Raw genomic sequence first — 12,194 nt, forward strand, 5'->3', positions numbered from 1 at the left:
AACAACAGCTTAGCGATACAAACTACGAAATTCCTGCACCAGAGGCCCTAGTAAAAAAAGTCAGTCCACCAACGTTTAAAACACAAGCGGTTGAAGTCAAATCGGGCGACTCTTTATCAAAAATTCTATCTAAGGCCGGTATATCTGCACAGGATATATACAAAGTCTCTCAAGCAGATAAAAAACAAAAAACACTCCTTCAAATGAGACCCGGCCAAGAGATCAACTTTACAACAAACGAAGTTTCTGGCGAGCTTACTCACTTAACTCTCGTTCTAAATAGGTTAGATAGCGTTACCTTTGAAAGGAATGATGACAAATTTTCTAGATCTGAAGCATCAAGAACACCAGAGGTTAACCAGACGTATAAAGAAGCGGAAATCAATAGCTCTTTATTTGTAGATGGTTTAAAAGCAGGCATAGACCAGCCTCTTTTAATTGAACTAGCCAATATCTTCGGCTGGGATATCGACTTTGCGTTAGATATTCGCAAAGGAGATAGCCTAAGCGTGCTCTATGAAGAGAAGTTTCTTGATGGTGAAAAAATTGGAAATGGCAACATTATCGCAGCCCAATTTATCAACAATGGCCGAACCTATCAGGCAATTAGATTCCAAACCGAGAAAGGAGCCAGCTACTATACTCCAGATGGTTTAGCGATGAGAAAAGCGTTCATAAGAACGCCTGTTGACTTCACTAGGATTTCATCAAAATTCAACCCAAATCGTTTACACCCAATTTTCAAGACAAGTCGACCACACAGAGGTGTTGACTACGCCGCCGCAAGCGGAACACCGGTTAAAGCTGCTGGCGATGGTAAAGTGTCATTTGCAGGCAAACAAAATGGCTATGGAAATGTCGTCATCATCGATCATGGCAAAGGGTACCAGACACTTTATGCACACCTAAAAGGATTCGCCAGAGGCACTAAACGTGGTGCAAGAGTAAAACAAGGACAATTTATTGCCTATGTAGGACAAACCGGTTGGGCAACAGGGCCTCATCTACATTATGAATTTAGGATCAACGGCACTCACAAAAATCCTGTCACCGTTAAACTACCTAACGATGATCCTATGCCTAAGAAGGACTTACAAAAGTATCTTCCTTATGCAAAGCAAGTCGTTGCGACGCTAGCGAACTCGCACTCCCCTACCTTTGCACAAAAGCTAGCTTCATTAAAAGATTAACGCAGGCATAAAAAAAGCAGCCATATGGCTGCTTTTTACATGTCACAACAAGATTAAATTGCGCTGTTAACAAACTCGATCAACTGAGATTTAGAAACCGCACCAACTTTAGTTGCAGCCACTTCACCGCCCTTAACAATCAGCAAAGTAGGAATACCACGAACATTGTATTTTGGCGCTGTCTCTTGGTTTTCATCAACATTCAGCTTAACCACTTTAATTTTGCCCGCGTATTCAGCCGCTACGTCTTCTAGAACAGGTGCGATCATTTTGCAAGGTCCACACCAAGGAGCCCAAAAATCCACAAGAACTGGGATATCTGAATTCAAAACCTCTTCTGCAAATTGCGCGTCAGTAATCTGAACTGTATTTTCACTCATATATAAGTTCCTTAAAAAATCTCTTTACCTAATGAATGGGGCTAGTGTACCACTAAATCATGAGGGTAAAAATGTGTTCAAACAAATTAAAATAATAGAAAAAAACTATAATAACAAAGAACGAATAGCCGTTGGTAACTCCAACAGTGAATGGACTTCCGCATGCGAGCGAGCCCCCCATTCATCCTCCCAGCGTTGAGCACCATGACGATTAAACCAAACACTTCTCGCTCCAGCATTTGATGCTCCAAACACATCATCAACTGGGTGATCACCGATATGGATGATATCCGTCAGGTCAACACCCGCCTGTTTCGCTGCCATAGAAAAGACATCTACAGAAGGTTTAGCAACACCTAGTTGATCGGCACGAACAGCAAAATCAAAATATTGCCCTAGACCAACATAAGGATGAAACACATCGGCATTGCCATTCGTAATAACAGCCATTGAGTATTCTTGGCTCAAGGCTTCCAAAACATCAACAGCATGTGGATAAAGATCCACTTTCTGCCGCCATTCACAAAAGTGCGCCAAGGCAGCACTTGCTACAGAATCCGCTTCCTCTGATGGCAAGCCGAATTGTTTTAAAGCAAGTTTATAAATAGCCAAACGTATTGCCGTTAAATTCGGTGCAATCTCAGGATTTGACAGTATAACTTGGCCTTTCAGCTCTTCTCGAACAGAAAAAGGGAACTGACGGGAGAAACCAGGGAAGCGAGTTTCAAACCAAGACTCCATTGCATATTCAGCACGGGTAATAACAGGAGAAACATCCCACAAAGTGTTATCTAAATCGAAGGTAATCAACACACTCATGGCAGTAGCCTCAATAAAATTGCACTTAACAAATCAGCAACGTATTGAAGAAACAAAGCCCCCTTCTCTTTATCAAAAGCAGATTTACTTTCCGCCCCCAACACAAGAACACCACACCTTTTGATTTCACCACCCGCTCTAGACAGTAATGGCAAAACAGCAACAGACTTGATCGAAGAGGCATCATCAGCAAAAAGGTAGTTCATTTCATTAGCTGGCAGTACGCCACAAAAACAATCAGAGAAACCTGCGGTATGAGACAAAAATGCATCATCTTCCACTAGCTGATGAGTCCTAATAGCACTATCAGGAAACTCACCATACAAGATAAGCGCATGGTGAGACACTTCAAAATCATCGCGCACCATGTCATCAATAACAACAGCAAGATCGTCTAAAGAGCTGCAATTAAGACCTGCTAAAACGAGGCGACGACTCTTTTGCATAGTCGCTTCATTATCGCGAGCAACTTCAACTAAACGCTCAAACTGACTGCGGTAATCCGCAGTCGTCTTTCGCAATAAATTCACTTGATACTCAAGCAACGAAATCACTTTTCCATTAACTGGATGAGGAAGCGTCAGGCTCTCCAACAAATCAGTATGCCGGCTAAAAAAGTCCGGTTTTTGTGACAAATATTGAACAACATCGTCTTCGCTCATAATTCCTCTATAGGTAAATTTGACCTTCGAATACTTTCTCTGCAGGGCCTGTCATCAGAATAGGCAGCCCCTCACCCTGCCATTCAATATGCAAATCACCACCACGTAGGTGTGCAGTGACTTTAGGTGACAACCAACCTTGCTTAATTCCAGCAACTACAGCAGCACAAGCACCAGTGCCGCAGGCTTGAGTTTCACCCACGCCACGTTCAAATACACGTAAATTGATTTCATCAGGGCTAACAACCTGCATAAAACCTACATTCACTTTACGAGGAAAACGTTCATGACACTCTATTAAGGCACCAATATTGGCGACCTCACTGTCAATGAGCTGATCCACTTTAATCACAGCATGAGGATTACCAACAGAGACAGGTGTAATGAAATATTCCGTATCACCAGCCATGACACTATAAAGCCCATCACAAGGCTCCGCAGTAAATGGCAAATCTTCTGGTGCAAAGCTTGGCTCGCCCATATCTACCGTAACAAGACCACCATCCAGCACACGTAACTGAATAGCGCCACGCTTTGTCTCGACGTTAATGATACGTTTATTGGTTAATTCACGATCTAAAACAAACTTAGCAAAGCAACGAGCACCGTTTCCACAATGCTCCACTTCACTGCCATCAGAGTTATAAATGCGGTAACGAAAATCCATATCTGGATTCATCGGAGGCTCGACAACTAGAAGCTGGTCAAAACCGATCCCCCAATTACGATCACTCAATCTTTCGATTTGTTGTTTATTAAAAAACACTTTACGAGACACAGCATCAACAACAACAAAGTCATTACCTAGACCATGCATTTTGGTAAATTTCAATAACACGGCGCACTCCTCAGTCTGGCAAAACTTGCTCACCAGCTAGCTGATGCTCAATCGTTTCACGAGCACGAATTAAATGCGTTGTGTCACCATCAACCATCACCTCTGCTGCGCGATTACGGCTGTTGTAGTTTGACGCCATAGTAAATCCGTACGCCCCAGCAGAGCGGACAACCAAAAGATCACCGGCCTGAATATCTAATTCACGGTCTTTACCTAAAAAGTCCCCTGTTTCACAAATAGGACCAACAAGGTCATAACTGCGTTTACCTTCAGGAGTCGGTAGCAAAGACACTGGAACAATATTCATCCATGCGCCATATAAAGAAGGTCGAATAAGGTCGTTCATTGCGCCATCAATAATGGCAAAGTTTTTATGCGGCGTGCATTTTAAAAACTCAACTTGCGTTAATAAAACACCCGCATTTGCAGCGATAGAGCGACCCGGCTCGAAGGCCAATTGGAAATCCATGCCTTTTACTTTATCTAATAAAAGTTTGGCGTATTCTGCAGGTTCTGGTGGCACTTCATCACGGTAACGAACACCCAGGCCACCACCAAGATCAAGATGCTTGATCTTAATCCCTTCGGCAGAAAGCTCATCCACCAGACCGATTAAACGATCAAAGGTATCCAAAAAAGGCTTAAGCTCTGTTAACTGAGAACCAATGTGACAATCGACCCCCATAACATTTAGGTTAGGTAATTCATGTGCAATTTTATAAATACGTACTGCGTCTTGTATATCAATACCAAATTTGTTTTCTTTTAATCCAGTAGAAATATAAGGGTGCGTTTTGGCATCCACATCTGGATTAACGCGCAAAGAAACGGGGGCTATTTTGCCCATTTCACCCGCAACCTGATCCAGCCGATACAGTTCCGCTTCAGATTCAACATTGAAGCAATGAATACCGACTTCAAGCGCTCGACGCATTTCAACGGCTTGCTTACCTAAACCTGAAAACATCACTTTTGATGGATCACCACCAGCTTTTAAAACTCGCTCCAACTCACCAACAGAAACGATGTCAAAACCTGATCCAAGTCGAGCTAATACATTCAATATCGCAATATTAGAGCAAGCTTTTACGGCATAACAAATTAACGTCGGGTGCGATGCAAACGCATCTGCATAGGCTTTGTAATGTCGTTCTAACGTAGCACGAGAATAGACATAACAAGGCGTACCGTACTGATTAGCGATCTCTGATAAAGCAACATCCTCTGCATGCAGAGTTTGATTTGTATAATTAAAAAAATCCAAAGGGGAATCCTCAGCTATAAAGACGATTCTTGTTGCGACACAGCAGCATCATTTGGCAAATAAAGAGCACCTTTATTTCCACAAGAGGCCAAAACAACAGCCAAAACACATACTAAAGCCCACTTAGACATCATCTTATCTCTTCTATTTTTGATTAAGACAGTATACCTTGCAGCCAGTTCGTTTCCCAACCCCAGCGAGTTAATTACCGTGATAATCTTTTCAAAGCACTCTTTCATCGGATTTAACATGCGCGCGAGCTTGAATTTGGTATATTAACCTCAAGCTATAAAAGGTACTGGATTAACTTGGACTCAAATATTCCCAACATCAATAAAACGCCAACAGCAAGAAGCGCTATGAGAAACAAGATTGCCCCATGGATGGCTGCACTTGTCTGTGCCATCGCAATACACATACTCATACTCGAAATATCAGAAAACCAACATTGGTTTGATATCGACACACAACCCTCAAACTTTCAATTATTGCTCTTACCGGCACAAAACAACGAAAACGATCAACCCGAAGAAAGCGATACGTTTGCACAAGATCAAGAAATGGCATTGCCTGATATGCCAGAAGAGCCCCAACCCGCAAACGCGGAACAGGTTGAACCTGCATCAATCGATAATTCTGGAGCTCCAACAGGCAAAGAACTCAGTGAAAGAACAACAGCATTTGATCCTGAAGAGATCATTAGCAACATGGATAATCCGCCTGAAGATTCAAGTGGCGAATTACAGGAAGACGGATTACAGAGTACTGAACAGGACTCCATTTTCGCCCAGCAACAGCTGAACTTAGATAAACCAGAACTTCTTGATTTATCAAAAGTATCTTTATCACCAGAAGCAAGCAATGAATCGTTAAGCGGTGTTTTCTCCGCAGAACTACGAGAGAAAATTGAAGAATCTAAAAAAGCACAGAAAGAGTATTTAAAAGGTTTAACAAAAGAAACGGACTACCCCGTTACCAAAGATGCCGATGGCACACGCTACGTTAATATAAAAGGCGTATGCTGGCGACTGCCTAAAGAAGGCAGCAATGAAAGCTGGGCAATTGTGTTTGACGGTTGCGGAGTTAAATCTAAGCTTTTTCACTTTGAGTTAAATATTTCACCAAGCGTCTTTACCAATGAGCTGTTAGGACCAGACTCACCATTCAATCTTAACCAGCCAGTTCAGTAATTGGTCTGAACTATTTACTCTCAAAAAAAACGGCTCCCAGAAGGCAGCCGTTTTTAATCATTTCATTTCACGATTTTACACAGTTTACCGTTTTGCAAGATCCGCTTTAGCACGCTCAACGGCTTCTAACACTTGAGCTGGAGCGGTTCCACCAATATGATTACGCGCTGCAACCGAACCTTCAAGCGTCAAGACATCAAAAACATCCGCTTCGATCATGTCGCCAAAAGATTGGAGCTCTTCCAATGTCATTTCAGATAAATCTTTACCTTCCTTAACTCCGTAACCTACTGCTTTACCCACAATTTCATGAGCATCACGAAAAGCCACACCGTGGCGAACTAAGTAATCTGCCAAATCCGTCGCCGTAGAGAAGCCGCGACGAGCCGCTTCATACATATGTTCTTTACGAGACTCAATCGCAGGAATCATATCTGCGAAGGCGCGCAATGAACCTTTCAACGTATCCACGGTATCAAACAATGGCTCTTTGTCTTCTTGGTTATCTTTGTTATACGCCAAACATTGCGACTTCATCAAAGTTAACAAGCCCATCAAATGACCATAGACGCGACCCGTTTTACCACGTACCAATTCTGGTACATCAGGGTTTTTCTTCTGCGGCATAATAGATGAGCCAGTGCAGAAACGGTCAGGCAGATAAATAAAGTTAAACTGAGCAGACACCCACATCACCATCTCTTCCGCCCAACGAGACATGTGCATCATGATGATAGAAGCAGTTGCTGTAAATTCGATGGCAAAATCGCGATCACTCACAGAATCCAAAGAGTTATAAGTCGGACGTTCAAACCCTAGCAACTCTGCCGTCATGTGACGATCAATCGGATACGTTGTGCCAGCAAGTGCCGCAGCACCAAGCGGCAGAATATTAATGCGTTTACGACAATCAGCTAAGCGCTCGTAATCACGCTGCATCATTTCGTACCAAGCCATTAAATGGTGGCCAAAAGTGACAGGCTGAGCCGTTTGTAAATGCGTAAAGCCAGGCATAATAGTATCGGCTTCTTTTTCCGCCAAACTCAAAATACCTTGTTGTAGACGAGTCACTTCTTCCATCAAGAAGTCCACTTCGTCACGCATATAAAGACGTATATCCGTCGCTACTTGGTCATTACGAGAGCGGCCAGTGTGCAGTTTTTTGCCAGTAATGCCGATCTTCTGCGTCAAGCGAGCCTCGATGTTCATGTGAACATCTTCTAATTCAACAGACCACTCAAACTCACCGCGCTCAATTTCACCCTCTATTTCAGTCAGACCCTGAATAATCTGATCTCGTTCTTCTGCCGTCAAAACACCAACGCTAGCAAGCATTTTGCCATGCGCAATTGATCCTTGAATATCCTGTTTTGCCATACGTTGATCAAACTCAACAGACGCGGTAAAACGCGCAACAAACGCATCGACAGGCTCAGAAAAACGACCACCCCATTGCTGGTTCGTGGTTTTATTAGTATCAGTCATTCGGTTGGTTCCCACACAAATTCAAACAGCTGCCAAGAGTACATTAAGCGCCTCGACTTATAAAGCATTGAAAGATGACGGAGTCCTTCTTAGCGAGTATCATTGAGTCAGAAAATTGGAAGGCATTTATCCATCTACAAGCTATTAGGAGATGAAGTGAAAGATAAAATTGTGATCGCAACCAGAGAAAGTCAGTTAGCCCTTTGGCAAGCCAACAATGTCAAAGCGCAACTAGAAAGCCTCTACCCAGACATGACAGTAGAGTTGCTGGGCATGACAACAAAAGGCGATCAAATTTTAGATTCACCCCTTTCTAAAATCGGTGGAAAAGGTCTTTTTGTTAAAGAATTAGAAAGTGCGCTTATGGATGGTCGAGCAGACATTGCTGTTCACTCCATGAAAGATGTGCCAATGGCCTTCCCTGAAGGGCTAGGTCTTGCCGTGATTTGTGAACGAGAGGACCCCAGCGATGCTTTTGTTTCCAACAAAGTAGACTCTCTAGATCAATTACCCAGTGGCTCTGTCGTGGGAACCTCCAGCTTACGACGCTCCTGCCAACTAAAAATGAATCGCCCTGACTTGATCATCAAAGACCTACGCGGCAATGTGAATACACGCTTAAGAAAAATGGACGATGGTGAATACGACGCAATTATTTTGGCAACAGCAGGATTAGTGCGTTTAGAAATGTTTGACCGTATCCGCCAGAGAATTCCTGCCGAAACCAGTTTACCCGCAGGCGGACAAGGCGCGATGGGAATAGAATGTCGCTCTGATGATGTGCAAACCATTCAACTACTAGCCCCATTACAACATGAAGAAACCGCTATTCGCGTGATCGCTGAACGAGCAGTCAATGAGCGTCTTAATGGTGGTTGTCAGGCTCCTATCGCTTGCTTTGCAACACTAAATGACGACACGATTTGGCTAAGAGGATTGGTTGGCAGCCCAGACGGTAAAACCATGATTGAAGGAGAAATCCGAGGCCATAAAGACGATGCGAAAGCACTCGGTGTGCAATTAGCCGATGATTTACTTGCTCGTGGTGCTGACGTCATCCTCGATGCTTTGTACAAATAAAATAGGCGAAACATTGGTGCAAGACTGTCATATTCTTATTACTCGACCAGAGCCTGAAAACACGCTTAGCTGCGAACGTGTTCGCCATCATGGTTGGTCTGCGATCCCCCTCCCCATGCTTGAGATAGCGCCAATCGAAGAGAACGACAGAAAAGCGGCTATTCGAGCTCAAATATTTGATATCGACACATTCGACTACGTCATATTTGTTAGCAAAAATGCAGCTCGAATCGCTTGTGACTGGCTAGATGACTGTTGGCCAATGTTGCCCGCCAATGTTCATTGGATCGGAATTGGACAAGGCACCACTCAAACATTGATAGATGAAGGCGTCCCCGCTTTGTCTAATCCAGGACACACCACAGAAGCCTTACTTGAATGGTTAAAACCTGCCAGAATGAAAGACCAGAAAATTCTGATCATTCGAGGGGAAGGCGGACGACCAGAGCTTGGCAATAAATTAGAAGAACGAGGCGCAAAAGTCAGCTATCTTTCACTATACGATAGAAAAAAACCACGTTATTCTGCTCAAACTTTCGTCATGTTACCCGATATTAATTTAATATGGGTTACCAGTGGTGAAAGCTTAGCCAATCTTTCAGAATACGTAACACGCCATATGCCACACTGGAAGTCACTCCCCATACTCACGCCGAGTAGCAGAGTGAACCAACAAGCAATAGATATGGGTTGGGTAAACGCCACATGCGCAAATGGTGCAGACGATAACAGCTTAATCAAAGCGACGGAACTTCATACAGGACAACAGAATGACTGAGAGCAACCAGCAAGAGAAACACCCAAAAGATGCGATTGAAGCCACTCCTGTCACGGCAAAAAAAGATAACGCCGATCAGTCAAGTTCTCCAAAATCAAAAAACGAACCTACGTCAACAAGCAATCTATTAGGCTCTCTTGCATTAGGTCTATCAACTATTGCCGTAGCGACCAGCGGTTGGCTTTATTTCCAAAGCACTCAGACCACTCTTCCACAAGACGTCCAACAACTGATTGCGCAGCAAAATACGCTAAGCAGTAAACTTTCGAGTAATACACTGAATCAATCTCAGCTAAGCGAGCTCACCAAAAAAGTAAGCTTATCCGAACAAATGATTCAGTCGCAAAAAGAGCAGTTAATTGCCCAACAAACTCTGCAAAATGAAAAGCTGCAATCACTTCAAGCCAAACTTAATCGCCTAAGCAATACCACCAAAGAAGATTGGAAGTTAGCGGAAGCAGAATATTTAATTCGCCTTGCAAATCAGCGACTATTACTAGAAGCCGATAGCAGTGGAGCCGCCTCTCTGTTGTCAAATGCAGACGATATTCTAAACGAATTAGAAGACCCTATTGTATTTGCAACACGAAAAGCGCTCGCCAAGGACATTCAAGCCCTAAAATCGATTAATCAATTTGATTTAGAAGGCGCATACCTGCAACTGAATGCTCTTTATGACAGTGTCGCCTCTCTACCTCAGCGAGAGCCATCGAAAGAGTGGCAGACCAATACATCAGAAACATTACCTGAAAACACAGACAGTGAAAGCACATCTGTTAGCAGCGTTAAATCAGCACTCGACAGTTTTTGGGCATCAATACGTTCGTTGGTCGTCATTAATTACAATCACAAACCAATCAAAGCCTTGCTGCCACCAGCGGAGTACCAACAACTCATTACAGGTCTACAATTACAGCTAGAAGTGGCCCAAGTCGCGTTAATAAAAGGTGAGCCAGCCATTTATCAACAAGCGTTATCTCGCGTCGCCAAAGCGACAACAGAGCACTTTGAAACTCAGTCAAATACGGTTACAACATTCTTAGCCAGCCTCACGGCCTTACAACAGTTGAATCCATCACCAGAATTACCACTCCCTAGAGAATCATTAATGTCGATGAAATCATTAATGAAAGAATGGAATAATCGTGGCTTCAATAAAGCAGATTCGTCTAATAATACGGAACAATCTCAAACAGAAAGCGAAAACAAAGTTAAAAGTTTAGATATGGCGACACCTCAGACCGACGAAGGAGATAATGCATGAGAAAGCTCCTCTTCTTACTTGTCATTATGATGGCCGTCGGTGGTGTCTTGGGCTTGCTTATGCGCCAAGACAGTGGCTACGTTTTGGTCGCCTACAATGGCGTCACTATTGAAACCAGTTTATGGGTACTGATCGTTGTCATGATTATTGCCCTGTATGTGCTTAGCTGGGTAAAGCGCATACTATTCATCACACTAAGACCAAGCAACTCTCTAGCAAAAGTAACAGGGAATCTCGCACAAAAAAGAGCCTCTCGGAACACCATCCGCGGTATGCTGGAGCTTGTTGGTGGCAACTGGAACAAAGCAGAGAAACTGCTTACCAATAGCGCTGAGAAAGTTCCTTATCCATTAATAAACTACATTGGTGCGGCATACGCAGCCAGTGAGCAAGATGAACATGAACGCTCAAAAGCCCTACTTCGTTTAGCCCATAAATCCACACCGGAAGCAGAGTTCGCTATTGGCTTTGCTCAGAGCCAGATACAAATTAAGCAAGAACACTACGAAGGCGCCCTAGCCTCATTATTACGTTTGCAAAAACTAAAACCTAAACACAGACAAACCTTAAAAATGCTGGTCAGTGTCTACACTCGCCTGAAAGATTGGGATGCTTTATTAGCTCTAACCCCAACACTCAAAAAAGAAGGCATTTTTGATGGCGACAATATGCTCGAGCTAGAAAAAAATGCTTTTTTAGCCATGCTGGATAAAATTAAATTTCGGAATAAGCTTGGCCAGAATAAAAAAGAGCTCGTGTCTGAAGTGGAAAGCCTATGGAACAAGCTAGATACACTGTCTCAAGACGATAGAATGAGACAGCTTTACGCACAAACACTTATCCATTTTGGTGATGATGACAAAGCAGAAAGCTTTATTAGATCAAGTTTAAATGAAAGCTGGTCTGAGGAGCTTATCTATGAATACAGCAATATAAAACAGGATAACCCTAAGAAGTTATTAAACCACTGCGAAAACTGGCTAAAAAAAGAGCCTGCAAGCGCCAACCTTTACCTGGCTTGTGGTCGTTTAAGCCAAGCTATGATGCTATGGGGCAAAGCGCGAGATTACTACGAACAGGCGCTTTCACTGGATAGCCAAAATGAAGCGCTTGCGGAACTTAGCCGTCTCCTTAACGCCATGGGTGACACCAAAGCAAGCCAAGAACTGATGATGATTAATTTAAATCAGGCTAGCCATAACTTAAAACCACTGCCCCTACCTTAGAAATAAGGCATAAAAAAA

13 protein-coding genes (1 of these 13 running past the window's edge) are annotated in these 12,194 nt (G+C 43.2%); 6 read left to right on the forward strand and 7 right to left on the reverse strand.

Translation table 11 applies throughout. The features are described from left to right. On the forward strand, window positions 1-1,190 hold the 3' portion of the coding sequence (locus C1X04_RS14655) for a peptidoglycan DD-metalloendopeptidase family protein (RefSeq protein WP_137170327.1). Its footprint begins 217 nt before the window's first position; 1,190 of the gene's 1,407 nt are visible here — the last part of the coding sequence; its start codon lies off the left edge, out of view; its stop codon occupies window positions 1,188-1,190. Window positions 1,191-1,243: 53 nt separating this feature from the next. Here C1X04_RS14655 and trxA read toward each other — a convergent pair whose 3' ends face one another. The 6 genes from trxA to C1X04_RS18585 all read right to left on the reverse strand — a co-directional run bounded on the left by trxA (window position 1,244) and on the right by C1X04_RS18585 (window position 5,404). Next, the gene (trxA, locus tag C1X04_RS14660; RefSeq protein ID WP_110577410.1) at window positions 1,244-1,570 is read right to left on the reverse strand and encodes a thioredoxin TrxA; all 327 of its coding nucleotides are present in this window, start codon (window positions 1,568-1,570) and stop codon (window positions 1,244-1,246) included. A 105-nt stretch (window positions 1,571-1,675) separates the two neighbouring features. Further along, the gene (locus tag C1X04_RS14665; protein WP_110577411.1) at window positions 1,676-2,389 is read right to left on the reverse strand and encodes an HAD family hydrolase; all 714 of its coding nucleotides are present in this window, start codon (window positions 2,387-2,389) and stop codon (window positions 1,676-1,678) included. Beyond that, entirely contained in the window at window positions 2,386-3,051 is a 666-nt protein-coding gene (locus tag C1X04_RS14670) for a DUF484 family protein (RefSeq protein ID WP_110577412.1), read from the reverse strand. The genes C1X04_RS14665 and C1X04_RS14670 overlap by 4 nt, the downstream gene beginning before the upstream one ends. Window positions 3,052-3,058: 7 nt before the next feature. Then, window positions 3,059-3,889, reverse strand: a complete 831-nt coding sequence (gene dapF, locus C1X04_RS14675; protein WP_110577413.1) for a diaminopimelate epimerase — start codon at window positions 3,887-3,889, stop codon at window positions 3,059-3,061. Between the two features lie 10 nt (window positions 3,890-3,899). Beyond that, a complete protein-coding gene (lysA, locus tag C1X04_RS14680; RefSeq protein ID WP_137170328.1) occupies window positions 3,900-5,153 on the reverse strand; it encodes a diaminopimelate decarboxylase in 1,254 nt (417 codons plus the stop codon). Between the two features lie 14 nt (window positions 5,154-5,167). Continuing rightward, entirely contained in the window at window positions 5,168-5,404 is a 237-nt protein-coding gene (locus C1X04_RS18585; protein WP_217494972.1) for a lipoprotein, read from the reverse strand. Window positions 5,405-5,512: 108 nt separating this feature from the next. Between C1X04_RS18585 and C1X04_RS14690 the strand changes: the two genes are divergently transcribed. Next, the gene (locus C1X04_RS14690) at window positions 5,513-6,343 is read left to right on the forward strand and encodes a hypothetical protein (protein WP_137170329.1); all 831 of its coding nucleotides are present in this window, start codon (window positions 5,513-5,515) and stop codon (window positions 6,341-6,343) included. Between the two features lie 84 nt (window positions 6,344-6,427). Here C1X04_RS14690 and argH read toward each other — a convergent pair whose 3' ends face one another. Then, the gene (gene argH, locus C1X04_RS14695; protein ID WP_110577416.1) at window positions 6,428-7,828 is read right to left on the reverse strand and encodes an argininosuccinate lyase; all 1,401 of its coding nucleotides are present in this window, start codon (window positions 7,826-7,828) and stop codon (window positions 6,428-6,430) included. A 156-nt stretch (window positions 7,829-7,984) separates the two neighbouring features. Here argH and hemC point away from each other — a divergent pair, with 156 nt between their 5' ends. Genes hemC through C1X04_RS14715 form a run of 4 tightly spaced genes read left to right on the forward strand, consistent with a single transcriptional unit; the run spans window position 7,985 to window position 12,176 of the window. Next, a complete protein-coding gene (hemC, locus tag C1X04_RS14700) occupies window positions 7,985-8,908 on the forward strand; it encodes a hydroxymethylbilane synthase (RefSeq protein ID WP_110577417.1) in 924 nt (307 codons plus the stop codon). Window positions 8,909-8,924: 16 nt separating this feature from the next. Further along, window positions 8,925-9,686: a uroporphyrinogen-III synthase gene (locus C1X04_RS14705; RefSeq protein WP_137170330.1), complete on the forward strand. Its 762-nt coding sequence runs from the start codon at window positions 8,925-8,927 to the stop codon at window positions 9,684-9,686. Continuing rightward, window positions 9,679-10,950: a uroporphyrinogen-III C-methyltransferase gene (locus C1X04_RS14710; RefSeq protein WP_137170331.1), complete on the forward strand. Its 1,272-nt coding sequence runs from the start codon at window positions 9,679-9,681 to the stop codon at window positions 10,948-10,950. The genes C1X04_RS14705 and C1X04_RS14710 overlap by 8 nt, the downstream gene beginning before the upstream one ends. Beyond that, window positions 10,947-12,176: a heme biosynthesis HemY N-terminal domain-containing protein gene (locus C1X04_RS14715; RefSeq protein ID WP_110577419.1), complete on the forward strand. Its 1,230-nt coding sequence runs from the start codon at window positions 10,947-10,949 to the stop codon at window positions 12,174-12,176. The genes C1X04_RS14710 and C1X04_RS14715 overlap by 4 nt, the downstream gene beginning before the upstream one ends. The last annotated feature ends 18 nt before the right edge of the window (window positions 12,177-12,194 follow it).

It is taken from the genome of Marinomonas sp. FW-1, assembly GCF_005222245.1.
GTDB classification, from domain to species: Bacteria; Pseudomonadota; Gammaproteobacteria; order Pseudomonadales; family Marinomonadaceae; genus Marinomonas; species Marinomonas alcarazii.